This window comes from Methylosinus sp. Sm6 (assembly GCF_019802345.1).
In the GTDB taxonomy this organism is placed as follows: domain Bacteria; phylum Pseudomonadota; class Alphaproteobacteria; order Rhizobiales; family Beijerinckiaceae; genus Methylosinus.
The window spans coordinates 15,028-39,480 of record NZ_JAINDZ010000034.1; the positions used below are offsets into that span (position 1 = coordinate 15,028).

At 68.3% G+C, this 24,453-nt stretch carries 30 protein-coding genes; 14 read left to right on the top strand and 16 right to left on the bottom strand.

Features of this window, described 5'->3' with window-relative positions; translation table 11 throughout:
* Positions 1–103 precede the first annotated feature (103 nt).
* The 3 genes from K3F48_RS18780 to hemC are packed head-to-tail and all read right to left on the bottom strand — an operon-like array spanning position 104 to position 2,241.
* Positions 104–595, bottom strand: coding sequence for a hypothetical protein (locus K3F48_RS18780; RefSeq protein WP_222576965.1), 492 nt, complete (start codon positions 593–595; stop codon positions 104–106).
* 15 nt (positions 596–610) lie between these two features.
* Positions 611–1,318, bottom strand: coding sequence for a uroporphyrinogen-III synthase (locus K3F48_RS18785; RefSeq protein ID WP_222576966.1), 708 nt, complete (start codon positions 1,316–1,318; stop codon positions 611–613).
* The gene (gene hemC, locus K3F48_RS18790) at positions 1,315–2,241 is read right to left on the bottom strand and encodes a hydroxymethylbilane synthase (RefSeq protein ID WP_222576967.1); all 927 of its coding nucleotides are present in this window, start codon (positions 2,239–2,241) and stop codon (positions 1,315–1,317) included. The genes K3F48_RS18785 and hemC overlap by 4 nt, the downstream gene beginning before the upstream one ends.
* Positions 2,242–2,377: 136 nt before the next feature.
* On the opposite strand from hemC, the gene holA reads away from it, so the two are divergent.
* Entirely contained in the window at positions 2,378–3,409 is a 1,032-nt protein-coding gene (gene holA / locus K3F48_RS18795; protein WP_222576968.1) for a DNA polymerase III subunit delta, read from the top strand.
* 20 nt (positions 3,410–3,429) lie between these two features.
* Here the strand turns inward: holA and K3F48_RS18800 are convergent, their stop codons facing one another.
* Entirely contained in the window at positions 3,430–4,347 is a 918-nt protein-coding gene (locus tag K3F48_RS18800) for an alpha/beta fold hydrolase (RefSeq protein WP_222576969.1), read from the bottom strand.
* A 132-nt stretch (positions 4,348–4,479) separates the two neighbouring features.
* Between K3F48_RS18800 and K3F48_RS18805 the strand changes: the two genes are divergently transcribed.
* On the top strand, positions 4,480–4,941 hold the full coding sequence (locus K3F48_RS18805; protein ID WP_222576970.1) for a helix-turn-helix domain-containing protein: 462 nt from the start codon (positions 4,480–4,482) through the stop codon (positions 4,939–4,941).
* 114 nt (positions 4,942–5,055) lie between these two features.
* Entirely contained in the window at positions 5,056–5,622 is a 567-nt protein-coding gene (locus K3F48_RS18810) for a hypothetical protein (protein WP_222576971.1), read from the top strand.
* A gap of 19 nt (positions 5,623–5,641) precedes the next feature.
* Here the strand turns inward: K3F48_RS18810 and K3F48_RS24545 are convergent, their stop codons facing one another.
* From K3F48_RS24545 to K3F48_RS18820, 3 genes are all read right to left on the bottom strand, one after another.
* Positions 5,642–5,776, bottom strand: a complete 135-nt coding sequence (locus K3F48_RS24545; RefSeq protein ID WP_003611363.1) for a hypothetical protein — start codon at positions 5,774–5,776, stop codon at positions 5,642–5,644.
* A gap of 197 nt (positions 5,777–5,973) precedes the next feature.
* A complete protein-coding gene (locus K3F48_RS18815) occupies positions 5,974–6,978 on the bottom strand; it encodes a tyrosine recombinase XerC (RefSeq protein ID WP_222576972.1) in 1,005 nt (334 codons plus the stop codon).
* A 94-nt stretch (positions 6,979–7,072) separates the two neighbouring features.
* Positions 7,073–7,870, bottom strand: a complete 798-nt coding sequence (locus K3F48_RS18820) for a creatininase family protein (protein WP_222576973.1) — start codon at positions 7,868–7,870, stop codon at positions 7,073–7,075.
* Between the two features lie 76 nt (positions 7,871–7,946).
* On the opposite strand from K3F48_RS18820, the gene K3F48_RS18825 reads away from it, so the two are divergent.
* The 3 genes from K3F48_RS18825 to K3F48_RS18835 are packed head-to-tail and all read left to right on the top strand — an operon-like array spanning position 7,947 to position 10,515.
* Positions 7,947–8,957, top strand: a complete 1,011-nt coding sequence (locus K3F48_RS18825; RefSeq protein ID WP_222576974.1) for an ABC transporter substrate-binding protein — start codon at positions 7,947–7,949, stop codon at positions 8,955–8,957.
* Complete coding sequence (locus tag K3F48_RS18830) at positions 8,954–9,733, top strand: ABC transporter ATP-binding protein (RefSeq protein WP_222576975.1); 780 nt, start codon at positions 8,954–8,956, stop codon at positions 9,731–9,733. Before K3F48_RS18825 ends, K3F48_RS18830 begins: the two co-directional genes overlap by 4 nt.
* Positions 9,730–10,515 carry an ABC transporter permease subunit gene (locus K3F48_RS18835; protein ID WP_222576976.1) on the top strand — a complete coding sequence of 262 codons (786 nt, stop codon included), beginning with the start codon at positions 9,730–9,732 and terminating at the stop codon, positions 10,513–10,515. The genes K3F48_RS18830 and K3F48_RS18835 overlap by 4 nt, the downstream gene beginning before the upstream one ends.
* A gap of 16 nt (positions 10,516–10,531) precedes the next feature.
* Here the strand turns inward: K3F48_RS18835 and K3F48_RS18840 are convergent, their stop codons facing one another.
* Positions 10,532–10,756, bottom strand: a complete 225-nt coding sequence (locus tag K3F48_RS18840; protein WP_222576977.1) for a hypothetical protein — start codon at positions 10,754–10,756, stop codon at positions 10,532–10,534.
* A gap of 34 nt (positions 10,757–10,790) precedes the next feature.
* Positions 10,791–12,230: a murein L,D-transpeptidase gene (locus K3F48_RS18845; protein WP_222576978.1), complete on the bottom strand. Its 1,440-nt coding sequence runs from the start codon at positions 12,228–12,230 to the stop codon at positions 10,791–10,793.
* Between K3F48_RS18845 and K3F48_RS18850 the strand changes: the two genes are divergently transcribed.
* From K3F48_RS18850 to K3F48_RS18860, 3 genes are all read left to right on the top strand, one after another.
* Positions 12,214–12,396 carry a hypothetical protein gene (locus tag K3F48_RS18850; protein WP_222576979.1) on the top strand — a complete coding sequence of 61 codons (183 nt, stop codon included), beginning with the start codon at positions 12,214–12,216 and terminating at the stop codon, positions 12,394–12,396. The two genes, K3F48_RS18845 and K3F48_RS18850, sit on opposite strands and share 17 nt — an antisense overlap.
* Before the next feature lie 88 nt (positions 12,397–12,484).
* Positions 12,485–13,708, top strand: coding sequence for a PepSY domain-containing protein (locus K3F48_RS18855; RefSeq protein WP_222576980.1), 1,224 nt, complete (start codon positions 12,485–12,487; stop codon positions 13,706–13,708).
* Between the two features lie 66 nt (positions 13,709–13,774).
* Positions 13,775–14,272 (top strand): thiol-disulfide isomerase, encoded by a 498-nt coding sequence (locus K3F48_RS18860; RefSeq protein WP_255609400.1) that lies wholly within the window; start codon positions 13,775–13,777, stop codon positions 14,270–14,272.
* A gap of 38 nt (positions 14,273–14,310) precedes the next feature.
* Here K3F48_RS18860 and K3F48_RS18865 read toward each other — a convergent pair whose 3' ends face one another.
* Positions 14,311–14,892, bottom strand: coding sequence for a cob(I)yrinic acid a,c-diamide adenosyltransferase (locus K3F48_RS18865; RefSeq protein WP_222576982.1), 582 nt, complete (start codon positions 14,890–14,892; stop codon positions 14,311–14,313).
* A 15-nt stretch (positions 14,893–14,907) separates the two neighbouring features.
* Positions 14,908–15,099, bottom strand: a complete 192-nt coding sequence (locus K3F48_RS18870) for a twin transmembrane helix small protein (RefSeq protein WP_222576983.1) — start codon at positions 15,097–15,099, stop codon at positions 14,908–14,910.
* 132 nt (positions 15,100–15,231) lie between these two features.
* Between K3F48_RS18870 and K3F48_RS18875 the strand changes: the two genes are divergently transcribed.
* The 4 genes from K3F48_RS18875 to K3F48_RS18890 all read left to right on the top strand — a co-directional run bounded on the left by K3F48_RS18875 (position 15,232) and on the right by K3F48_RS18890 (position 18,549).
* Positions 15,232–15,510, top strand: a complete 279-nt coding sequence (locus K3F48_RS18875) for a DUF1778 domain-containing protein (RefSeq protein WP_222576984.1) — start codon at positions 15,232–15,234, stop codon at positions 15,508–15,510.
* Positions 15,511–15,514: 4 nt separating this feature from the next.
* Entirely contained in the window at positions 15,515–16,042 is a 528-nt protein-coding gene (locus K3F48_RS18880; protein WP_222576985.1) for a GNAT family N-acetyltransferase, read from the top strand.
* A 115-nt stretch (positions 16,043–16,157) separates the two neighbouring features.
* Positions 16,158–17,984: a glutamine--fructose-6-phosphate transaminase (isomerizing) gene (glmS, locus tag K3F48_RS18885; protein WP_222576986.1), complete on the top strand. Its 1,827-nt coding sequence runs from the start codon at positions 16,158–16,160 to the stop codon at positions 17,982–17,984.
* Positions 17,985–18,129: 145 nt separating this feature from the next.
* A complete protein-coding gene (locus K3F48_RS18890) occupies positions 18,130–18,549 on the top strand; it encodes a hypothetical protein (protein ID WP_222576987.1) in 420 nt (139 codons plus the stop codon).
* A 112-nt stretch (positions 18,550–18,661) separates the two neighbouring features.
* Here K3F48_RS18890 and K3F48_RS18895 read toward each other — a convergent pair whose 3' ends face one another.
* The 3 genes from K3F48_RS18895 to K3F48_RS18905 form a co-directional block, all read right to left on the bottom strand.
* Positions 18,662–19,003: a c-type cytochrome gene (locus K3F48_RS18895; protein WP_222576988.1), complete on the bottom strand. Its 342-nt coding sequence runs from the start codon at positions 19,001–19,003 to the stop codon at positions 18,662–18,664.
* 11 nt (positions 19,004–19,014) lie between these two features.
* Positions 19,015–19,884: a quinoprotein dehydrogenase-associated putative ABC transporter substrate-binding protein gene (locus tag K3F48_RS18900; RefSeq protein WP_222576989.1), complete on the bottom strand. Its 870-nt coding sequence runs from the start codon at positions 19,882–19,884 to the stop codon at positions 19,015–19,017.
* 70 nt (positions 19,885–19,954) lie between these two features.
* Complete coding sequence (locus K3F48_RS18905; protein ID WP_222576990.1) at positions 19,955–21,832, bottom strand: PQQ-dependent dehydrogenase, methanol/ethanol family; 1,878 nt, start codon at positions 21,830–21,832, stop codon at positions 19,955–19,957.
* A gap of 411 nt (positions 21,833–22,243) precedes the next feature.
* On the opposite strand from K3F48_RS18905, the gene K3F48_RS18910 reads away from it, so the two are divergent.
* Positions 22,244–22,984 (top strand): phosphodiester glycosidase family protein, encoded by a 741-nt coding sequence (locus tag K3F48_RS18910; protein ID WP_222576991.1) that lies wholly within the window; start codon positions 22,244–22,246, stop codon positions 22,982–22,984.
* 9 nt (positions 22,985–22,993) lie between these two features.
* Here the strand turns inward: K3F48_RS18910 and K3F48_RS18915 are convergent, their stop codons facing one another.
* Both K3F48_RS18915 and K3F48_RS18920 read right to left on the bottom strand, forming a co-directional pair.
* A complete protein-coding gene (locus K3F48_RS18915) occupies positions 22,994–23,299 on the bottom strand; it encodes a hypothetical protein (RefSeq protein WP_222576992.1) in 306 nt (101 codons plus the stop codon).
* 83 nt (positions 23,300–23,382) lie between these two features.
* Entirely contained in the window at positions 23,383–24,429 is a 1,047-nt protein-coding gene (locus K3F48_RS18920; protein ID WP_255609402.1) for a histone deacetylase family protein, read from the bottom strand.
* Positions 24,430–24,453 lie beyond the last annotated feature (24 nt).

Here is a 24,453-nt window from a genome sequence, read left to right on the forward strand (position 1 = left end):
CCGTCACGGCGGCCCGAGACGGGCTGTCGCCGCGCGCCAGATCGGCGACATCGTCACATAGGCCGTCGTCGACCTCGGCGAGATCGAATGGCGACGGCCGGACTCAGGCGAAAGATGCGGGCGGAGCCGTGGCGGACCAGGTCGTCAGAGACCCATCGACGCGAGTTGGAGGCGGCGCTCGCTTATGTTCCGGCCACGCCCGATCCGCTTCGGGGTGGAGGATGAAGAGGACGGCGCCTAACGCGGAACCAGAGACGAATGCGTCACCATGCGCGTCGACGCGACAGAAGATGCAGCATTCGAAGTCGGACCGCCCCCCTTCCTCGTTCGTGGAGCCGTGGAAGCTCTCGCAGAGACTGAAGGCCGTCGCATCGGCGGCGGCGGCGCGAGCGGAGTGGTGCGCGCGATACAGCGAAGGCGTCAGGCCGACAAGCACGCAAAGCGTGACGAGCACGCGCGCCCAGGCCAATGTTCCGCTCGATCCCTGCCGCATGACAAAGATGTAGACAACGCCGCTCGGCCGAGGCAACACGATTGTCGAGCTTGCGCGAATGAATTCGGCGCCGTGATGTTTTTGCAACAGGGTTTGGCGCAATCCGCGAGGAAGCGCTCATCGAGGCTCGTCGATCATCGACAGCAGCTTCTCGTCTCGCGGCGCCGCAGCCGCGCGCGCATTCGCGAAACCGGCCGCGCGCAGGACGCGGGCAACCTCTTCCGACATGGCGAGATGCGCGAGTTCGGCGATGCGGCGCGGCTCGACTCGACCTCTCGTCAGCGCCACGAACAGCGCCGCGCTGCGCGCCGAATAATGCAGCACGACATCGATCTCGCCGCGTGCGAGCTGCGCGAGCGTTTCCTCAGGCAGCGCCGCGACCTCTCGCGCGCGATAAATCTCGACGACGCGCGCCTCATGCCCGCGCTCGCGCAAAAAATCCTCGAGCGCGTCCTTGCGGTCGCAGCCGGCGAGATAGAGGAAGCGGCTCGGCGCGGGAAACCGTTCGCGCAGCAGAGCGGTCAGCGCCGCGACATCCGCCGCGCTCGCCTCCACATGCAGCCCGCGCGAGCGCGCGGCCTCGGCGGTCTTCGCGCCCACCACATAGAACGGAACATCGGACAGCGCCCCGACGTCATCGCCCGCATGGCGCAGCGCGCGCGCGCTCGTTGCGAGAACCGCCTGAAATGTTTCGCGGGGAATCTCGGCGCCGGTGGCGACGATCTCCGTCACCGGCGCGCGGATCGGCTCATGGCCGAGGCGGCGCAGCTTTTCCGCCGTGCGTTCGGCCTCGTCCCGCGCGCGCGTGACGAGCACGCGGCTCATGAGAGGCCCGCGACGCCATGCGGCAGGCGCAGCAGAATTTCATTGGCCGCGTCGTCGCCGATCAGCGCGGCGTCGACCGCCGATCCGCGCCGGCGCGCCTCATAGACCTCGGAGCCGTCGGCGCGCAGCACGAGGCCGTGGAAGTCGAGCGTCTCGCCGTCGAGCCGCGCATGAGCGGCGATCGGCGTGCGGCAGGAGCCGTCGAGCACGGTGAGAAAAGCGCGCTCGGCCACGAGCGCCGCGCCGGTCGCGGCGTCCAGGATCGGCGCGAGCGCGTCGCGCATGCGCGCGTCGCCCACGCGCTTGGTGACGGCGATGGCCCCCTGCCCGGCGGCGGGCAGAAAATCATCGATCGGCAGAATGGCGGTGGCGCGGTCGGCGAGGCCGAGCCGCTTCAGCCCGGCGAGCGCCAGCAGCGTGCCGTCGACCTCGCCGCTCTCCACCTTGCGCAACCGCGTCTCGACATTTCCGCGCAGCAGCGTGATCGACACATCCGGCCGCAGCCGCTTCACCTGCGCGCCGCGCCGCAGCGAGGCGGTGCCGACCACGGAGCCCTGCGGCAATTCGGCGAGGCCCGCGCCGCCGCGGCCGATCCAGGCGTCGCGCACGTCCTCGCGCGGCAGAAAGCCGGCGATGGCGATCTCGGGCGGCAGATGAGTCGGCAAATCCTTGGAGGAATGCACGGCGAGATCGATCCGCCCCTCGGCGAGCGCAAGGTCCAGCTCGCGGGTGAAGAGGCCCTTGCCGCCCGATTCGGCGAGCGGCCGGTCCTGGATCATGTCGCCCGTGGTGCGGATGATCTCGATCGGCAGCGCCTCCTCGGGCGCCCCGAGCGCCGCCGCCAGCAGCCGGCGAAGCTCATGGGTCTGCGCCAGAGCGAGCGGGCTGCCGCGCGTGCCGATCGTCAAAATTGCCGTGGTCATCTCGCTTTCGCCTTCTCGTGAGCGGCGGACTATAGGCAAAAGCGCGCCCGCCACAAGGCGGGCGCGCTTCTCGCAAAAGGGCTGTTCGCCGCGCGTCGCGGAGGCTAGACAGGGTCGCGCCCGCGCCGAGGTCCCCATGGTCGCCGTCAAGAGCCGCGAGGCGCAGCGCTTCGTCGAAGCGCCGCCCGCGGCGATGTTTCTGTTCCTTCTCCACGGCGCCGACGCCGGCCTCGTGCGCGAGCGCGCGCTCGCGCTCATCGAGAAGCGGGTCGACGATCGCCGCGATCCGTTCCAATGCGTCGAGATGAGCGGCGACGCCATCGCCGCCGATCCGCTGTCGCTGCTGGACGAGGCCAATACGGTCCCTTTGTTCGGCGGACGCCGGGCGATCCTCGTCGAGGCGGGGGGAAAATCCATCGTCGGGCCGCTCGAGCAATTGCTCGCCGCCCCGCCCAAGGACTGCGCGATCGTGGTGACGGCGGGAGCGCTGAAGCGCGATACGCCGCTGCGCAAGCTGATCGAGCCGGCCAAGCTCGGCGCGGCGATCGAATGCCAGCCCGACGCCGAGCAGGAGCTCGAGAGCCTGATCGACGACAGCCTGCGCGCCGCCGGCCTCTCCGTCGCGCCGGAGGCGCGGATGCTGCTGCGCGCCGCGCTCGGCGAGGACCGCCGCATGAGCCGCGCCGAATTGGCCAAGCTCGCGCTCTACAAGCACGGCGAGAGCAAGGTCGAGGCGCGGGACGTCGAGGACATTGTCGCCCACGCCTCGACGATCGCCTCCGACCGGCTGGTGATCGACGCTTTTTCCGGCGAAGCGGCCGCGGCCGGCGAGGAGCTCGACCGCGCGCTCGCCGGCGGCGCCGATCCTGGGCAATTGCTCGGCGGCGCGCTCCGCTATGCGATGGCGCTGCACCGCGCCCGGCTCGCCGCCGACCGCGAGAACGGCCGCGTCGACGCCGGGATGATGATTCTGATGCGCGGCGGCTTCGGCGTCTTCCCGCGTCCGGCGCTGGAGCGCCATCTGAAGAGCTGGACCGCGGCGAAGATCGCGAGCGTGATCGGCCCCTTGCGCGACGCGCAGAGGCGCGCGAGGATCGACGCCTCGGTCGCTGAAATAGAGGCGGGGCGAGCGCTGCTGGCCATCGCGACACGGGCGGGGCGGCGATAGTCCTCGGACCGTCGGCGACTCTATTCGCGAAGAAAGCCACAGATCAGCGCCGTCACGGCGTCCGGCGCGTCCTCGAAACAGTAATGGCCGACCGCCGGAAGGCGATGAATCGGCGCCGATGGAAACAGCTCGGCGAAGAGCGGCAGAAACTGCTCGCTTCTCAGCGTGCGATCAGCCTCTCCCCAAATGGCGAGCGCCGGCCTGGAGCGCACGGCGCGCTCCGCCGCCGGGTCCGGCGTTTCGAACCGATGCGCGCCGATGGCGACGCCTTTCGCCCAGCCGATCGCGCCGAGGCAGTCGGCCGGCGTCTCGAAATGCGCGCCGTAAGCCGCGAGCCAGACGTCGCTGACGACATTGCGGTTCTCGAAGCCGTTCAGATCGAGCACGCTCAATATATCATCGCCCAGTCGGCCGAGGACGGCTTCGAGGCGGCCTTCCCGCTCGGCCGCCAAAATCCATTGGAACCAGGGCGAGACGGCAATATTGGCCGACAGCCGCTCGAGCAGGTCCTGCTGACCGAACGGCGTCGGCCCATTCGCCGAAACGACCCGGCGCACAAGGCCCGGACGCCGCGCCGCGAGCCCCATGCCGACCGGCCCGCCGAAGTCGTGCATGACGAGCGTGACATTATCGAGATCGAGAGCGACGACAAATCTTTCCAGATTGTCGATATGGTCATGAAGCCAATAGGTTCGATCCGGCGGCGTCGCGCTCTTGCCGAAGCCCATGTGATCGGGAACGATCACGCGATGAGTCTTTGCGAGCGCGCGCGTCAGATGACGGAACAAGAAGCCCCAGGTCGGCTCCCCGTGGAGACACAACACGATCTCGCCGTCTCGCGGCCCCTCGTCGACATAGTGCATGGCGAAGCCGGGCGCGTCGGTGAAATGCGGAGCGAACGGATAGGCGCCTCCAAAGCTCTCGTCCGGTCGAATCATGGCGGGACTCCCTCTCGCCGGTATGGCGCCTATGTGGTTTTAAAACGAAACCATCCGATCTGTAACGGATATGGTTTCATTTTACAACCAGATTGGCTCATCGGGGCGGCGCGCGCATGACAGGAGACGAGATTGGTCAAACGCAGCAGCCACAGGACCTCCGGCTGTCCGGTGGCGAGACCGCTGGACGCCATCGGCGACGGATGGTCTCTGCTCATTGTGCGCGACGCCTTCGCAGGACTGCGCCGCTTCGGCGAGTTCCAAAAAAATCTGGGCCTTGCGAGAAACATCCTGGCAGCGCGGCTCCGCCATCTCGTGGAGCATGGAATTCTCGCCGCTGTTCCCGCGCCGGATGGCGGCGCCTATCAGGAATATGTGCTGACCGAGAAGGGGCGCGGTCTGTTTCATCTGCTGGTCGCGCTGCGGCAATGGGGCGAGGAATTCTGTTTCGAGCGCGACGAGCCGCAAGTGCAGCTGAGGGATCGTCTGCACCGTCTCCCTGTGCGGCGGCTCGAACTCTGCTCGCACGACGGGCGCCTGCTGGGACCGGACGACGTCGTCGTGGCGCCGACTCCCGACCGGCGGGCGCCCTGACGTTCGGATTGACCCGACGCGCGCGGGCGCGACTATGTAGCCCCACCGCCGCGAGCGCGCCGGCCGCGCGCGAGCGAAACAGCGGAATGCGCGCGCGAAAATGGGAGAACCATCATGGACCAGCTGAAACAACGCCTCTCCCGCGCCTTCTGGTTCGCGCTGGCCGTGCTCTTCCTCGTCGAGAGCTGGCTATGGGACAATGTGAAGGTCGCTCTGGTGTGGCTCGCCCATGCCTCGGGACTGAAGGATCTGGAGCCGCGCGCCAGGACCTTCATCGGCGGCCTGTCGCCAGTCGCGACGCTCGCCGTCTTCGCGCTGCCGGCGCTCGCCATTCTGCCCTTGAAGCTGATGGCGGTCGCCGCTATCGCCCATGGCCATGTGCTGACGGGCCTGTGCGTCATCCTCGGCGCCAAGACTCTGGCGCTCGGCGTCACCTCGTTCCTTTTCGACGCGAGCCGCGAGAAGCTGCTGCAGCTCGCCTGGTTCGCGCGGCTCTATGCGCTGGTCCTGCGGGTGAACGCCTGGGCGCATGGCCTCGTCGACCCGGTCCGCCGGCGTCTGCGCGAGGCGAAGGCCTTCGTCTCCGCGCGCTTTTCCGCCGCGCTCGGCGAGGGACGCTCGCAATTTTTCCGCCGGGTCGCGTTGCTGCGCGCGATCGTGCGGCGGCGCGACGCGTCGTGATCGGCGCGCCGCCGCGCGATCAGCGGCAGAGGGCGTAGCCCAGGCAGGCGTCCGCCGAGACCGCCTGTCCAGAGGTGACGATGATCCACACGCCATAGGCGAAAGCCATTGCGAGCAGCAGTCCGAGCAACGACAATCTCGGCGTTTCGCGCATTTTCCCCTCCTGCGATCGGCTGCGTCGCTCCCCCGCGAGCAGTTCGACCCTGCGCCGTCGAGACGGCCGGCGCCGTGCGCCCCCGCACGCCGCCGCAGCCCCGGCACGCTGCTTAAGGAAGGGCGCAGCCGCGAAAAGGCGAGCCTTCGCCAGCGCCGAAATCCGCATTTCGGCGACAAGGACAAATCGTCTTTAATTCAATTCGATGTGGAAGGATCGCGGTTGCGCTCCACCGCCCGCGGATGCGCCGAGCGATAGGCGTCGAGCAGGCGCTGCTTGTCGACCGCCGCATAGATTTGCGTCGTCGAGAGCGAGGCGTGGCCGAGCAGCTCCTGAATGCTGCGCAGATCGCCGCCGCGGCCGAGCAGATGGGTGGCGAAGGAATGGCGCAGCGCATGCGGCGTCGCGCTTTCGGGCAGGCCCAGCGCCCCACGCATGCGCTCCACGGCGAGCTGCAGAATGCGCGGCGAGAGCCGGCCTCCGCGCGCGCCGACGAACAATGGCCCGCCGGAGAGATCATAAGGACAGAGCCGAATATACTCCTCGATCGCCCGCCGCACGGGCTCGATGATCGGCGCGACGCGCGTCTTGCCGCCTTTCCCGTTGATGGCGACGCGGTCGATCCTGCCGATCGGCGCCGCGTCGCGGTCGATCGACAGCGCCTCGGAGATACGCAGGCCAGCCCCATAGAGCAGCGCCAGCGCGGCGGCGTCGCGGGCGATGATCCAGGGCTCGCGCGCTTCGCCCGCGCGCGTTGCAGGATCGACCAGCTCGCGCGCGTCGGCCACGGTCAGCGCCTTGGGCAGCGAATGCGGCCGCTTGGGCGCACGAATCGCGGCGAAGACATCCGTCTTGGCCAGACCCTGCTTCTCGAGGAAGCGCATCAACGAGCGCACTGCGGCGAGCGCGCGCAGCAGCGAACGGTTCTCGACCCCCTGCCCCCGACGTCGCGCCATGAAGGCGCGCAGATCGGCCGGCGCGAGCGCCCCGAGCATCGCCGCGCTCGCCGGCGCGCCTCTATGCTCGGCGAGAAAATCGAGAAAGAAGCGCGCGTCCCGCGCATAGGCGTCGAGCGTATGGCGCGAGGCGCGCTTCTCGCCGGCGAGATAGTCGAGCCAGGCCTGCGCCGCCTGCGCGATCTCCGGCGCCGCAGGGAATGCGGCGGGCTTGCGCGCGGCTTTTGCTGGAGGGGAGTCGGTCATCGGACATGACTCGCGCGACAACGTGACTTTAGAATTAAGGTCGGGCCACCCTCCCCCCGCTCGCGGGAGAAGGAGAGAACGGCGCGATTCCGCCTCATGCTCCCCGCAGCCGCTCCAAATCGAAGGCCTCCACGTCGCGCAGCAGCTCGACGAAGGCGGTCGCCCAATAATCGGCGGCGGCCTCGCCCTTGGCCGCGCTGGCGGCGGCGGCGTCGCCGAGGGCGCCGTCGGGGGAGAGGTCCTGGGTCATCCAACCGAAGCCGATGGGCTTGTCGGCGCGCAGCCAGGTGAACTCACGCTCGAAGCCCTCGCTGGCCGAGCGGAAGCGCGCTGCGCGCGTCATGTCGACGAAATCCGGCGCGAGCGCGAGCATCAGCGAGGTTTCGATCTCGCCGCCATGCACGCCGAGGCGAATCTCGTCCTCGGAGAAGAGCCCGTCCGGATAGCCGAAGCGATGCCAGGAGCAGGAGACGGCGAGCATGGCGCGGCGGGCCCTCAGCTCAAGCGCCGCCTGGGAGAGCAGCGGCGTGTTGCCGCCGTGCGAATTGAGGAGTACGAGCTTGCGGCAGCCGGAGCGGGCGACGCCTTCGCCGATGTCGGTCGCGAGCCGCAGCGCGGTCTCGTGCGAGAGCGTGAGCGTGCCGGGGAAGTCGCCGTGCTCGATGGAGACGCCGATCGCCTGCAGCGGCAGGAACAGAACGTCGAGATCGTCCGGCAGACGTTCGACGACGCGCGCGATCATGCCCTGCATGATGGCGCTGTCGACGCCGACCGGCAGATGCGGCCCATGCTGCTCGACGGCGGCGATGGGCAGCACGGCGATCACACGCGCCATATCGAGGTCGCGGAAGTCGCGGGTGGCGAGGTCGGTCCAATAGCGGGACGGAAGCATGGCGGAGAGGGTAGACCTTTCGAATGCGGTTCGCCAGAGCGCCCCAACCGTATGAGAAACTGAAACGAGGCAATCGATGACGAAACGCTTTCTGGCGACGCTCGCGGCCTTCCTCCTCGCCGCGCCGGCGCTCGCCCTCGACAAAATCTCCTTCGCCACCAATTGGCGGGCGCAGGCCGAACATGGCGGCTTCTATCAGGCCGTCGTCGACGGCACCTACGCCAAATACGGGCTCGACGTCTCCATCGTGCAGGGCGGCCCGCAGTCCAACGCGCGCCTGCTGCTCGCCGCCGGCCGCGTCGATTTCTGCATGGGCGCCAATCTCATCCAGACCTTCTCCGCCGTGCAGCAGAAGGCGCCGATCGTCGCCGTCGCCAGCCTGTTCCAGAAGGACCCGATCATCTTCATGTCGCATCCGGGCGTGGGGCTGGACCGCTTCGAGGATCTGCCCGAGGCGACCGCCTTCGTCGGCAACGACAATCTGGTCTCTGTCTTCCAATGGCTGAAGCAGGCCTATGGCTTCAAGGAAGAGAAGATCAAGCCCTATACGTTCAACTCCGCGCCCTTCCTGGCCGACAAAAAGTCGATCCAGCAGGGATATTTGACGTCGGAGCCGTTCGAGATCGAGCGGCAGGGCGGTTTCGCGCCCAATGTCTTCCTGCTCGCAGACTATGGCTACGACAGCTATTCGACGACCATCGAGACGCGTCCCGAGACGATCGCCGCCAAGGCCGATCTCGTGCAGCGCTTCGTCGACGCCTCGATCATCGGCTGGTATCATTATCTCTACGGCGATCATGCCGCCGCCGACGCCGCCATCCGCAAGGACAATCCCGAAATGTCCGAGGGCCAGCTCACTTATTCCTTCGCCAAGCTGAAGGAGCGCGGCATCGTCGACAGCGGCGATTCGCTCGAGCTCGGCCTCGGCGCTATGACCGAGGCGCGCGTGAGGAGCTTCTTCGACAAGATGGCCAAGGCCGGCGTGTTCCCCGCCGATCTCGACATCGCGAAGGGCTATACGACGCGCTTCGTGAACAAGAAGATCGGCCTCGAGCTGCGGCCTGCGAAATCCGCGAGCGCGCCGTGACGATCCGCGTCGCGACGCCGGCGGCGCCGCTCGTCGCGCTGCGCGGGATCGGCAAGGCCTTCGCCAATGGCGTCGCGGCGCTCGACGGCTTCGACCTCGACCTGCGCGAAGGCGAATTTCTGACGCTGCTCGGGCCGTCCGGATGCGGCAAGTCGACGGCGCTGCGGCTCATCGCCGGCCTCGCCGAGCCGAGCGGCGGTCGCATCGATTGGCGCGACGAGAACGCGGCGCAGGCGATCGGCTTCGTCTTTCAAGAGCCGACGCTGCTGCCCTGGTCCGATGTCTTCGCCAATGTCCATCTGCCGCTGCGCCTCGCCGGCGTGGCGCGCGAAACCGCAGCGCCCCGCGTGCGCGAGGCGCTCGCGAAGGTGGGCCTCGCCGATTTCGAGAGCGCCCTGCCGCGCGAGCTGTCCGGCGGAATGAAGATGCGCGCGGCGATCGCGCGCGCGCTCGTCACGCGGCCGAGGCTCTTGTTGATGGACGAGCCCTTCGCCGCTCTGGACGAGGTGACGCGCTTCAGGCTCAACGACGATCTTTTGGCGTTGAAGCGGGAGCTCGGCACGACGATCGTCTTCGTCACCCATTCGGTCTATGAGAGCGTCTATCTCTCGACGCGCATCATCGCGCTCGCCGCGCGCGGCGGCGCGGTTGTCGACGAGATCGAAATCGACGCGCATGTCGCGCGCGACGAGGAGTTCCGCGCGAGCGCAGAATTCGCGCGGCTCTGCCGGCGCGCCTCCGCCGCTCTGCGCGGCGCCGCGGGAGAGCGTCTGTGACGAAGGGAAACGCGCGCGACGCGCTGCTGCCGTTCGCCGTGCTCGCCGGCGCGCTCGCCGCCTGGGAAGCGGCGGCGCGCGTCCTCGCGATACCGACCTATGTTCTGCCGGCGCCGAGCCTCGTCGCTGAAACTCTGGTCAAGGATCGCGAGATCCTCTTTTCAGCGCTGCTGGTGACGTTGACGACGGCGCTCGAGGCGCTGACGCTGGCGACGATCGGCGGCGTCGCTCTCGCGCTGCTGATCTCGCGCTCGCGCTGGCTCGAGCGGGCGATCATGCCCTTCGCCATCGTGCTGCAGGTGACGCCGATCATCGCCGTCGCGCCGCTGCTGCTCGTCTATCTCGAGCCCGCGCGCGCGGTGCTGGTCTGCGCCTTTCTCGTCGCGTTCTTTCCCATACTCGCCAACGCCTCGCTCGGCCTCGCCTCGGTCGATCGCGCTCTGGTCGAGCTGTTCGATCTCTATCGCGCCTCGCCCTGGCAGAAGCTGATTTTTCTGCGCGCGCCGGCGGCGCTGCCGCAATTTCTCGCAGGCCTGCGCATCGGCGGCGGCCTGTCGCTGATCGGCGCCATCGCCGCCGAGCTCGCGGCGGGCGCGGCGGGCCGAGGCGCCGGCCTCGCCTTCCGCATCTCGGAGGCCGGGTATCGGCTCGATATTCCGCGCATGTTCGCGGCGCTGGCGCTGGTCTCCGCCGCAGGCGTGATGATCTATGCGGCGCTGACGGCGCTGAGCCATCTTTGCCTGCGCCGCTGGCACGAGAGCGCGCGGGGAAAGAGCGAATAGAGAAAAGGCTCGCGCCTCACCGGCCCGGGCCGATCTGCGCGCAGCGGGCGTCGGCGATCTTGAAATGGATCGGATCGCAGGGCGAGACATCCTGCGGGCACATTTTTTCGCACAGATCGACCGGAACGACGATCGGGGCGACGTCCTCATATTGCGGCCGATGCGAGCGGCGGCCGGCGGCCTCGGCCGCGACAGTCCCGACGAGCGCCGCGGAAACAACGACGAACAGGGCGATACGCATGACGACCCTCCCTCGCAAAGCGCGGCGGGCGGGCTCAGCGGTCTCTCCGCGCCTCCCCCACCGCGTCGACACCATAAATGTCGTTTCGGAAATGAACCGTTCCATCGGCCGAGGCCCATCCGGTCATATAGACCCAGACGACCGGCACCGGCTTGGGCAGCGCCACGTCCTGCCGCTCCCCGCCGGCGATCCTGGCCATGATCGCGGCCTTGTCCCATTGCCCGGTCGACGAGCCCGGGGCGCCCTGCAGCAGCCAGGCGGCGAGGTCATAGACGCCCTCGACGCGCACGCAGCCATGCGACAGGAAGCGATAGTCGCTCGCGAACAGCCGCTTGGTCGGCGTGTCGTGCATATAGACCGCATGCTTGTTGGGCATGGCGATGCGGATCGAGCCGAGCGAATTGGCGGCGCCCGAATCCTGGCGCAGCGTGTAATTGGCGGCGCGCTCGCTCGCCCAATTGATCGATTTCGGATCGACCTCGCCGCCGCGATTGTCGAACACGCGGATGCGCGCCTTCGCCAGATAGGACGAATCCTTCTGCATCTTGGGCATGATCTCGTTCTTGATGATCGAGACCGGCACCGTCCAGGTCGGGTTGAGATTGACCGCGCCGACCCTCGCCTCGACCTCGGGCGAGGGATGGTCGACGCCGCCGACGATCGCCGTATAGCGGCGCACGACGCGTCCGTTCTCCACCGCGTCGACGGCCGCGGAGGGGATGTTCACGACGATATAGCGCGGGCCGAACGGGAAATTATTGCCGGCGAGCCGCTGCGCCGAGGACGCGAGCTGGCGGAAGCGCACGCTGGCGGGCACGTCGAGCTCGCGCAGCGTGGCCCCGGCGACGGCGCCGGTCTGCTTCAGCCCCATGCGAAATTGGAAATGCTTGACCGCCTGCGTCAGCGCGCCGTCCCAGGACTCGCCGCCGGCCGCGGCGCTCGGCAGATCGCCCTCGGCGGCGAGGCGCTTGCGCAGCGCCGCGACGGCCCGGCCGCTCGCGCCCGGCTTCAGCGGCGTTCCGACCTTGGGCCAGCCGCCGGCGTCGGCGATCGCCGCATAGCGCTCGGAGGCGAGCGACGTGGAAAAGAAGGTCTCCGGCTGCAGCGCCGGCGTCGGATCGTCCGACAGCGCCGTCTCGCGCGGCGGCGGCGGCGGCGCCTTGGGCTTGGGTTTCGGCTTTGGTTTCGGCGCGACCTGCGCCTGCGGCGCAGGCGTGGCCGTCTCGCCGGCGGCCGCCGGACTCGGCGCGGCGGCGGGAGGCGCGGCCGGCGTCGCCACGGGCGCGGGCGTCGCCGGGGCCGCCGGCGCGGCGACGGGAGCAGGAGGAGCCGCAGCAGGAGAGGGAGCCGCCGGGGCCGGCGCGGGAGCGGCCTCTTGCGCGGAGGCGGGCCGAATCGCCAGGGGCTCGACGCCGAGCGCCGCGGCGATCGCCGCCAGCGCAACGATGCGTCCAATCTTGTTCACGATCGTCATGTTTTCCGAAGGCGGCGCGGCAAATTCGGCAGAGGGCGCCGAACCTGACCTGTCCGAAGCTTTTCCGCTTTGCCACGCGCGCGGTCAACAAATGTTTGCGCGTTTTTTCTTTGGCGTTTTTTTCTTCGGCGTTTTTTCTTGCCAGCCGGCGCGTCGCTCGCTTTGATGTCGCCACAATCGATTTCGATCTGCGCGCGGACGCGGGTTTGCGCGCTTGTTTTCCTCATCTTCGCCAGCGGCAGGAGCGAAGACGCATGTCTCAGAATGTTCTCGAATCGAAAGCCGCGCGCCCCGGGGGCGCCCCCGCGCAGGGACGGCTTCGGCGCCTCTGGCTCGACGCGCATCTCTATGTCGGGCTCGTCGCCGGCGCCGTCTTCGTGGTGATCGGCCTCACCGGCTCCATTCTCGCCTTTCGTGTCGAGATCGACGCATGGCTGAACAAGGACCTGCTGGTCCTCGCGGCGACGCCCGGCGCCGGCGCTCAGAAAGCGTCGCTCGACGACATCATCGCCCATGCGCGGGCCGCGGCGCCTGCGGGGGCCGTTCCCTCCTATGTGCATTTCTCCAAGCGGCCGGACCAGCCGGCCGATGTGATCCTGCGGGTCGGCGGCGAAGCACATGAGGGGCATGATCATGAGGCGATCGACCAATATCTCATGAACCCCTATGACGCCTCCTTTATCGGTCGCCGCGCGATCGTCGACGCGACGAGTCATTTCGCCGAGCCCTTCGTCATTCTGGTCATGCATCTGCATTACACGCTGCTGCAGGGCGAGATCGGCGAGACGATCGTCGGCTTCGTCGGCCTCTTCCTGTTCGGCTCGCTGGCGAGCGGCGTCTATCTGTGGTGGCCGCGCAATGGCAAATGGCGCCAGGCCTTCTCCATCAAGCGCGGCGCCAGCGCGGAGCGGCTCGTCCTCGATCTGCACAAGACGACGGCGATCTATGTGCTGCCGATCCTCGTCGTCATCCTGTTCTCCGGCGTCTATCTGATTTTCGGCGACAAGATCTCCGCCATGGTGGCGCTCGCCTCGCCGGTCGACGCGCATATGCTTCCCGAAGCGCTGAAATCGGAGCCCGCGAACGGCCGCGCGCCGATCGGCGCGGCGGCGGCGGCGACGATCATGGACCGCGCCTTTCCCGACGGGCTGCTGATGGACATGCGCCTGCCCGTCGGGCCCGAGGACGTCTATGTCGTCGGCAAGCGCGCCGACGACGAGGTGAACAAAAGCGAGCCGCGCCGCCGGGCGGCGATCGATCAATATTCCGGCCGCATTCTGTGGGTGCAGGACCCGCACGACTACACCGCCGGCGAGCGGTTCCTGGAATGGCAGTTCCCGCTGCACACGGGGGAAGCCTTCGGCAATCCCGGCCGCGCGCTGATCTGCGCCATGGGCTTCGTCCCGGCGCTGCTCTATGCGACCGGCCTCATCCGCTGGCTGCAGAAACGGCGCGCGCGACGGCGGAGCGCCACCTAGAGCAGGCTCGCGGACGTTGCTGTTTTGCGCTATGCGGGGAGCGGTCGCCATATGGAGATTTGGACGATGCGGCGTCCCCCGTCACATGCGCTGGTCGCGGCCGGCATCGCCGCCTGCGCCGCCTCGTCCGCGGCCGCGGGAAGCGATCCGGCGCCCTATGCGCAGGGCTCCTACGACGTCATCCGCAAGGCCCATGCGGGACGTTCGCTCGTCGTGCATTTCTGGTCCGTCGCCTGCCCGACCTGCGTCCTCGAGCTCGCCGATTGGGCGCGGCTCGCGCGCGAGCGCCGCGACATTGATTTCGTCTTCGTCAACGCCGACCGCGCGCGCGACCGGCCGCGAGTCGAGGCGCGAATCGACAGGGTCGGCCTGCAGCAGCAGGCGAATTTCGCCTTTGCCGAGGATATCGCCGATCCGCTCTATCTCGAGGTCGACCGCCATTGGGGCGGCGAATTGCCGTTCACCGCGCTGATCGGCCCCGGCGGCGAGGCGCAGACCGCGGCCGGGGCCTTGGACACGCCGCAGATCAAGGCCTGGCTGGCGCGGGAAGCGAAGGCGCGTTGACGGCGCCGGGCGAGCCTTCAGGCTCGCTCATTCGCGCCCTACCGCGTCGCGCCCGGCGTCCACAGCACGTCGCCCTTCTCGCGATTGGCGTAGCGCGCGGCGACGAACAGGAAATCCGACAGGCGATTGACATAGCGCAGCGCCGGTGCGTCCACGCTCTCCTCCGGCGCGTTGGCGAGCGCCACCATCACCCGCTCGGCGCGCCGCGAGATGGCGCGGGCGACATGCAGATGCGCGGCGGCGGCGGTTCCGCCCGGCAGCACGAAGGATTTGAGCGGCGCGAGCGCGGCGTTGAGCGTATCGATCTCGCGCTCCAGCCGATCGACCTGCGATTGCAGAATGGCGAGGCGAGCGGCGCCGTCCGGCGCGGCGCCCGGCTTTTGCGGCGTCGCCAGCTCGGCGCCGAGGTCGAAGAGGTCGTTCTGAATGCGCGCCAGCATGGCGTCGAGCGCGGGCTCGGCGGCGGTGGCGAGGCGCGCGACGCCGATGGCGGAATTGGCCTCGTCGACCGCGCCATAAGCCTCGACGCGCAAATCGTCCTTGCGGCGCCGCTCGCCGGTGGCGAGGGAGGTGGCGCCGGAATCGCCGCCGCGCGTGTAGATTTTATCGAGACGCACCATGGAGTTGAAATCTCGTCAGTGTCGGAAAGCGAGAACGGCGAGGATCAGCAGAAGCGCGCAGAATTGCAAGCCCACGCGCCAGCGCATGAGCATTTGCGACCGGTTGCGGTCGCCCTTGCGCAAAAGATTGATCAGCCCCAGCAGCACGACCGCGGCGACGGCGGCGACCGCGCCGAGGACGAGGAGATTGGACCAGTGCGACATCATGGGCCCGTTCTCCGGGAGGCGCGCTTTATGGCGTCTCCATGACTAGAGGAGCGGGCGCCGGGGAGCAAGGGGCGGCGCTGGTGCAAGGCCCCGAGCTGGTCCCTCGGAACGATGTATGCTATTGTCATACGCATGACCAGACAAACGCAGACGGGAGCCGTGCTCAGCGTCCGGGTGACGGCGCAGGAACGCGCGCTGCTCGAAGCGGCGGCGGCGGACCAGCGCACGACGCTCAGCGATTTCGTGCGCAAGAAGGCGATCGAGGCCGCCGAAGCGGAAGTGCTGGCGCGCAGCGTCGTCACGATCCCAGCTGAAGCTTGGGAGTCGTTCGAGGCCTGGGTGAGCCGGCCGGCCGAGCCCGATCCCGCGCTCGACCGGCTGATGCGGCGCAAGCCCGCCTGGGATGCGTGACGGCATGGTCGGCGCGGCCCCGCGTCCGCTCGCGAGAGACGACGACCGAGCCTCGTTCGACTGCGGGCGGGAATCGATCAATTCCTGGCTTCGACGCCATGGCTGGATCAGCCATGAAAGCGGCGCGTCTCGCGTGAATGTGATCGTCGACGCCGCCTCGGGGCGCATCGCCGGCTATGTCACATTGAGCGCCACCCAGATCGAGCGCGGATTCCTGCCGAAGGCGCAGCAGCGCAATCGCCCCGACCCGCTGCCGGCGACGCTGCTCGGACAGCTCGCCGTCGACAAGGCCTATCAGGGAAAGGGCTGCGGGGCCGATCTCCTGTTGTTCGCGCTGACGACGTCTCTGCGCGCCGCCGAGATCGTCGGCAGCGTCGGCGTTATCACCCATCCGCTCGACGAAAATGCGCGCAGCTTTTACGCGAGGCACGGTTTTGCCGATCTCCCTTTCGATCCCCGCCGGGCGATGATCGTCCGCATGGCCGAGCTGCGGCTCGTCTTGCGAAGCGGCGATCGCCCGGATCTGCTCTAGCCCCGCTGGTCGGCGCCCAGAATCGCCCTAATGCTCTGTCCATGATCGAAGATGGTAAAAGTTCCGCGCGAAGAGGTCACAGCAACAGACTTTTTCCGGCGCCCGGAGATGGCTCATGTGTGGAATTGTCGGCATTCTGGGGCGCGAGCCCGTCGCGCCCGCCCTCGTCGAAGCCTTGAAGCGGCTCGAATATCGCGGCTATGATTCGGCCGGCGTCGCCACGCTCGAGAAGGGCCGGCTGACGCGGCTGCGCGCCAGCGGCAAGCTGCGCAATCTCGAGGACAAGCTCGCCGCCGCGCCCCTGCTCGGCGTGAGCGGCATCGGCCATACGCGCTGGGCGACGCACGGCCGCCCGACCGAGGCCAACGCCCACCCTCATGCGAGCGGCGGCCTCGCCGTGGTGCATAACGGGATCATCGAGAATTTCCGCGAGCTGCGCGAGGAGCTCGCCGCCAAGGGCCATGTCTTCGCCACCGAGACCGACACCGAGGCGGTCGCCCATCTCGTCGCCGAGGAGCGGCGCTCCGGCGCCGGCCCGCGCGAGGCGGTGGCGAAAGCGCTGATGCGGCTCCACGGCGCCTTCGCCCTCGCCTTTCTATTCGAGGGCGAGGAGGACCTGCTCATCGGCGCCCGCCGCGGTGCCCCGCTCGCCGCCGGCTGGGGGCGCGACGGCGTCTATCTCGGCTCCGACGCGCTGGCGCTCGCGCCTTTCGCCCATATGATCGCCTATCTCGAAGAGGGCGACCATGTCGTGCTGACGCGCGACAAGATCAGCTTCTATGACGCCGCTGGCCGCGAGGTCGAGCGCCGCCGGCAGCCGCTGCAGGCGGGCGCCTTTCTCGTCGACAAGGGCAATTACCGCCACTTCATGGCCAAGGAGATCCACGAGCAGCCCGAGGTGGTCGGCCGCACGCTCTCGCATTTTCTCGACCTTTCCGCCGGCAAGGTGCGGCTCCCCTTCGAGCTGCCCTTCGATGCGGAAAAGCTGTCGCGCGTGACCATCTCCGCCTGCGGCACGGCCTATTACGCCGGGCTCATCGGCCGCTATTGGATCGAGCGCTATGCGCGGCTCGCGGTGGAGATCGATATCGCCTCCGAGTTCCGCTACCGCGAGGCGCCGCTGCCCGCGAACGGGCTGACGATCCTCGTCTCGCAATCGGGCGAGACCGCCGACACTCTGGCGGCGCTGCGCTACGCCAAATCGCAGGGTCAGCACATTCTCTCCATCGTCAATGTCGAGACCTCGACCATCGCGCGTGAGAGCGATACGGCGGCGCTGACGCTCGCCGGGCCGGAGATCGGCGTCGCCTCGACCAAGGCCTTTACCTGCCAGCTCGCGGTCTTCGCCTCTCTCGCCATCGCGCTCGGCCGCGCGCGCGGCGTGCTGAGCGAAGCGGACGAGCAGCGTCTCGTGCGCGAGCTCGCCGCGACGCCCGGGCAGATGGCCGCGGCGCTCGCCCGCGAGGCCGAGATCGAGCCCGTCGCGCGCGATATGGCGCGGGCCTCGAGCGTGCTCTATCTCGGCCGTGGCGCGGCGTTTCCGCTGGCGCTGGAGGGCGCGCTGAAGCTGAAGGAATTGTCCTACATTCACGCCGAGGGCTATGCCGCCGGCGAGCTCAAGCACGGCCCGATCGCGCTCATCGACTATGCGATGCCGGTGATCGTGCTGGCGCCGCCCGACGCCACGTTGGAGAAGACCGTCTCCAATCTCCAGGAGGTGGCCGCGCGGGGCGGTCGCCTGATCCTGATCGGCTCGGCGGCCGCGCGCGCGGCGGCGGCCAGCGATCTCGCCGGCTTCGTCGAGCTGCCCGAAATGGCGAGCGCCTTCGCGCCGCTGGTCTACGCGATTCCCGTGCAGTTGCTCGCCTATCACGCGGCGGTGTTCATGGGGAAGGACGTGGACCAGCCGCGCAATCTCGCGAAGAGCGTCACGGTGGAGTGACGCTCGACTTGGCCTGATGGATGCTTTCGAGACGCGAGCGGCGGGCCTCGCCGCTCGGATTCGAGGCGCAAGCAACTCATGGCGCGTCGACGCGACCCCGCGAAAGGTCGTGGCGGCGAGGCGCCCAGGCAAGGGAAATCCATTCATGTCGCGCGCACTATCGGCCTTCCTCGCCCGCAAGGACGCCCCGGGACGAAGCGAGCTCCAGAAGGCCGTCGACGGCCTCGGCTTCAAGGTCGTCATCGACGACGCCTATGTCCCCCTGAAGACCTCGGGCTATCTGCCCTGCACATTCGACGGCGAGGATGCAGGCTTCACGATCAAATTTCTCGAGGTCGATCCCAAAGCCGAACGTCCCGAGGAGCTGAAGGCCGCGCTCGGCGACAGGGACGTCGAAGTCACCTTCCGCTGGAGCGGCGATCCACGCGAGGCCGTCAGCGCGCTGGCGGTCGCCGCGGCGCTCACGACGGGCTTCGGCGCGATCGTCTACGACACGGGCGACAAGGTCCTCGTCTCCAGCGACGACCTCATCGCAAAAGCGCGCAAGGCCGCGTCCGCTCTTTGAGAACACGCCGTCCCCATGCGGCGGCTCGCTCGACGCGGCGCGCCTCATGGGGACGGATCGCTTCAATCCGCGCGAGCCGCGAGGAGCGTCGCGGCGGCAGGCGACCGGCGCGTCAGTGGCGCCACCAGTCGACCCATTTCGGCTCCTTCGACGTGCCGATCGTCGCGAGATAGGCGGCGATGTCGGCGGCGTCGGTCGGGCCGACCAGCGCGAGGCCCTTGTAGGAGCGCATCCCACCCTCTCTCTTGTCGCCGTTCATCGCTTCACGAATGTCGCCGACCTCCTGGTGGCGCACATTCGGTCCCATGCCGCCGCCGCCATTGTCGCCATGGCAGCCGTTGCAATTGAGCTTCATCCAGGCCTTGCGGCCCTCCTGCGGGCCGGCCCAGGCGGACATCGGCGAGAGCGAGGCGAGAGTGAGGGCCGAAACGGCCAAAACGAGCTTCAGGCGCATATCGTTCTTCCTCATTTGTCGACCGGTTCTGGAAACGTCTTGCTCTGCGGCGCGATCGGAACGAGCGGCGCGCCGGCTTCCTCGAGAATGGCGGCGATCTCCGCCGCGCGGGCGTCGAGCGCGCGCTGCAGTCGATCCCGCAACGCCACATCCGCCTTGCGCACGCCGACGGCCATCGGAAAGACGAAAGTCACCTCCGGTCGGCCCGGATCGCGCAGGATGGGCGTGATCCGCAGCGCCTCGCCGTGCTTTTTGGCGAAGAAGCCGGCGAAGGGCCCCCAGACGAAGGCGACATCGATCTCGCCATTGGCCACCGCGTCGATGATGCGACCCTGCGGCGGCTGCGGCTCCCCATCCTCGGCCCACATCGGAAAGGGCGTGATGTGCTCGGTGAAGCCGCGCGTCGACAGCGACAGCGCCGGCGGCGTGGTGGCGCCCTCATTGCCGACGAGCTGGAGACCGATGCGCGCGTCGCGCAGCCATTCGTCGTCGAAGGACGAGAACCGCCGCGCGTCGCTGGTCCGCGTGACGGCGACGAAGCTCGAGGCGAAATAGGGCCGCGTCGTCACCGTGGCCGGAAGCCCTTCCGGCATGGCGATGACCGCGTCGCACATGCCTTCCAGCAAGGTGCGGCGCAGGAAGGTCTTGTGGCCGGCGAACCAGAAGAAGTCGACGTCCACCTTCATGTCGGCGGCGAGCGCCGCTGCGATCTTGTTCTCGAAGCCTTCTCTCGCCTTGTTCGAAAACGGCAGATTGGCCGGATCGGCGCAGACGAGAAAGGCGCGATGCGGAGCCTCGGTCGGCGGCAACTGCTGCGCAAAGGCGAGCGAGACCGACGACAAGGCCGCGATGGTCGTAAGACCCAGTGCGTGGCGAAGCAAAGCGTCTCTCCCCTGAAAGGTTGATCATCCGCGGGACGCGCGACCACGACGATCGCGCGTCCCGGCGCGCTCAGGGGAGCTTGTAGACATGCACGACGCCGCTGGTCGCAGCGCTCGGAGCGGCCGGCGTCGCCGTCGCGCCGAATTCGATCGCCGCGCGGCCCGAAGGGCTGGCCGGGGCGGCGACGGAATCCTCGCCGAACACCGCGCCCGCGGGACAGGGGCCGCCGGCGAAGCCGCCATTGATGAAGCCGAGGCCGGTGGTGATGGCGACGCGCTGCTTGCCGTCCGGGCCCGAGAATGTGATCGGCGCCGAGGCGACGCCGCATTCGAGATCCTTGGACAGCAGCACCTGGCCCGTCTTGGCGTCGACGGCTTTGAACTTGCGGTCGAGAGTGCCGTAGAAGACCACGCCGCCCGCGGTGGAGAGCGCGCCGCCGAACACCGGCAGCGGCTCCTTGATCGTCCAGGCGCGCTTGCCGGCGACCGGATTGAAGGCGACGAACTCGCCCATGTTGCCGCCCGGGCCCGGATACATGGCGAGGCTCGCGCCGATGATCGGCGTCGAGGCGATGAAGTTCACCTTCAGCGGCTCGTAGTTCATGCACATGTTCATCGCGCCGAAGTAGAAGAGCTTCGTCTTCGGCGAATAGGTCGAATATTCCCAATCCTTGGCGCCGAAGGCGGACGGGCAGATGTCGCTGGTGACGACGCCCTCATGCGTGCGCTTCTGCGCCACGACGGAGGGAGCGCCCGTCGAAAGATCGACGCCGGTCGCCCAATTGAGGTTGGCGAAGGGCTTGGCGCTGATCACCTCGCCGGTGGCGCGATCGATGATGTAGTTGAAGCCGTTCTTGTGGAAGTTGACGATCGTCTTGCGCTTCACGCCATCGATCACGAGATCGACGACGGTGTTCTCGCTGGTCGCGTCGAAATCCCAATTGTCGTGCGGCACGGTCTGATAGGCCCAGGCCGCCTTGCCCGTGTCGGGATTGCGGGCGAAGATCGTCGCCGCCCATTTGTTCTCGCCGGGGCGCATGTCGGGATTGAAGGTTCCCGGCTGCGAGGTGCCGTAGAAGATGAGATCGAGCGCGGGATCATAGGTGACCCAGGTCCAGGAGCTGGCGCCGCCATGCTGCCACAGCGAGCCTGGCCAGGTCTTCGCGCCGCGGTCCGTTCCCTGGTCCTTCGCATAGAAGGGATGGAAGCTCGAATCGATCTTCACATCGGCGTCGGGGCCGGTGGAATAGGCGCGCCAGACGAGCGCGCCCGTCGTGAGATCGAGCGCGCGCACCGAGCCGCGAATGCCCATCTCCGAGCCGGAGCTGCCGAAGATCACCTTGTCGCGCACGATGATCGGCGCGGTGTTGAGCGTCTCGCCGGTCCAGGGATCGGCGACCTTGGTGCGCCAGACCTGCTTGCCGGTCGTCGCATTCACCGCGACGACATTGCCGTCCAGCAAATTATAGACGACGAGCCCCTTCGCATAGGCGGCGCCGCGATTGACGATGTCGCAGCAGGTGAGGCCGCGGGCAAAGCCCGCGGGCCGCGGGTCGAAGGTCCAGAGGGCCGTTCCCGGACGCGTGAGATCGAGGGCGATCAGCTTGTTGGGAAAGGGCGTCACCACATACATCACCGAGCCGACGACGAGCGGGCTGCCCTGATGGCTGCCTTTCGCGCCGGTCGGATAGGAAAACTCCTCGACGAGCGCGCCGGCGTTGCCCGGGGTGATGTCGGCGAGCGTGCTGTAGCGGGTTCCCTGCGGCGTGCCGCCGGCGGTGGTCCATTGAGCGGCGGTCTGCGCGCCGGCGCCGCCGGCGAGCAAAGCGCCCGCGAGCGACAGGGGCAGAGCGAGGAGCCGGCGGCTCGAAAGGCTTCGTCCCCGAGCCGACGCCGGCTCGCGCGTCGCTTTCGATCCTCGAGAATGGGGTCTCGTCGAATTGCGCATCTCTCTCGTCCCCTGAAATTGGGTCTTCCAAAAATCGCGTCTCCGTCCCGACGGAGGGCGACCACATTCCCACCCTCGGCGAGTCGCGAGGACCGGGATCGGGAACAATTGGCATGCCGAAGCTGAGCAAAAACGTAACGTAACCGTGGCAATTTCCGGGCGACCGTCCCGGCATGTGGAAACACTCGAGCAAAATCTTTTCTGATCTGCTGCTTGCATTTCGCGCGACGATTCGCCGCGCCGCCGCGATCACCGACACGCAAATGGCTCAGGCGCCTGGGATTTCCCTTCGCGGTTGTAATTGCCGAGGTCGCGCTCGGCAATTCTTCGATCGCGCGTGGAGCCGCAGCGCCGGATCGCGACATGCTCCGACCGCGCCATGCTGTGGTCGGGCCATGCTATGGTCGGGCCATGATTCCGCCGCTTCGCGTCCTGCCCCTCGCGCTCGCTCTCGTCTCCGCCCCGGCCGCGGCCGCCCCTTGCCAGGACATGGACGAGGCCGGCGCGAGCTACACCGTTTGCACATTCGACACGCGCGCCGACGCCATCCGCCTCTTCCTCGCGGATGAGCGAAACGAGGTCTATGGCTCCTTCTCCGCGCTTGCCGCCGATCTCGCGCGCAAGGGCGAGACGCTCGCCTTCGCGATGAACGCCGGAATGTATGGCGAGGACCAGCGCCCCATCGGCCTCTTCATCGAGGACGGCAAGATGGAGAAGCGCGCCAACACCGCTTCCGGCGCCGGCAATTTTCATATGAAGCCCAACGGAATTTTTTGGGTGCAAGGGGCGCGCGCCGGCGTCGCCGAGACGCAGCGCTTCCTCAAAGAGCGCCTGCGGCCGGCCTACGCCACGCAATCGGGGCCGATGCTGGTTCTTAGCGGGCGCATCAATCCGCGCATCCACGAGACCGGCACATCGCAGAAGATCCGCAATGGAGTCGGCGTGCGCGACGGGCATGTCGTCGCTTTCGCCATCTCCAACCAGCCGGTCACCTTCCACGCCTTCGCAAATCTCTTTCGCGAGCGGCTGAAATGTCCCGACGCTCTGTTTCTCGACGGCTCGATCTCGGCGCTCTATGCGCCCCCGCTCGGCCGGCACGATCGCTTCCGGCCCATGGGGCCGATCGTCGGCGTCGTGGAAAAGGCGCGGTGAACCGCGCCCTCAGGCGGCCGCCTCGTGCAGCGTCCAGGCGCCGACGAAATCCGGATCGGAGAGAATCTCGCCCGTCTCCCACAGCAGATAATCGCCGGGGCCGGCGTCCTTCAGCGAGCCCTGCTCGGAGGGAAGACGCAGCGTCTGGCCGGCGTCGGCGCCTTCGAGATCGATCTCGACATTCTGCGCGTCGACCGAGGCGATGGTGCCGAACATCTGGCGGATCACGGCGCCGCGCGGGGTCACGCGGGTGACGCCGATCAGCGCGCGCTTGCCGATCATGCGCGGGTCGCAAAGCAGTTTCGTCGTGGCCATTCTTGTTCCTCCGAGTTTCGATCTTGCCGGAGGATGCCGCGAGCGCCGCACGCCCGCTGTGCGCCAGCGCACGTGCGCAGGCGTCAGGCGCCGCTCAGCGCGCCGACATGGACGGCGACGCAAGCGGCCAGATCCTCCGGCCGATAGCCGCCCTCGAGCAGAGAGACGATGCGCCCGCCACAGCGGCGCGCGGCGACCTCCATGAGGCGCAGCGTGAGCTCGGCGAAATCCTGGCGCTGCAGGCGCAGCCCGCCGAGCGGATCGTGTAGATGCCCGTCGAAGCCGGCGCAAATGAGGAGGACGTCCGGCGCAAAGGCGTCCACCACTGGCAGAATTTCGGCCCAGGCCTCGGCAAAGCGCGCGCCGCCGTCGCCCTTGGCCAATGGCGCATTGACGATGTTGTCATGCGCGCCGCGCTCGCTGCGCGCGCCGCTGCCGGGATAGAGCGGCATTTGATGCGAGGAGCAGTAGAGGACATTCGGCTCGTCCCAGAATATCTCCTGCAGGCCATTGCCGTGATGCACGTCGAAATCGACGATGGCGACGCGCTCGGCGCCATGCGCGCGCATGGCTTCGCGGGCGGCGATGGCGGCGTTGTCGAAAAAGCAGAAGCCCATGGCGGCGTCTCGCGTCGCGTGATGGCCGGGCGGGCGCATGGCGACGAAGGCGTTCTGCGCCGCGCCGCGCATCACCTCGCCCATGGCGAAAACGGCGCCGCCGGCGGCATGGAGCGCCGCCTCCAGCGTGCCCGAGCTCATCACCATGTCCGGCCCGAGCGTCGCGAGCCCGCTCTGCGGCGCCGCTCGCTCGAGCCGCTCCAGCAGCGCCGGCGCATGGACGCGCAAAATCGTCTCGCGCGTCGCCGCAGGCGCCTCGGCGCGTCGCAGCGCGGAAAAGCGCGGCGCGGCGAGGGAGTCGGCGATGGCGGCGAGACGTCGCGGCTGATCGGGACGGCCGGCGCCGACCTCATGGGCGAGGCCGCAAGGGTGCGTGACGAGCAGCGTCCCTTTCTCGCCGGCGCGCGCCTCCAGCGTGAGGAGGGCGGCCCCGAGCAGGCACTCGCGCCGCGTGAGCGTCAGGCTTCGCCCGTCGCGGAACCCCGGGAGGCTCGACAAGTTGAGGCTCATCATGTTGCAAAGCGGCGGGCCGCCGCG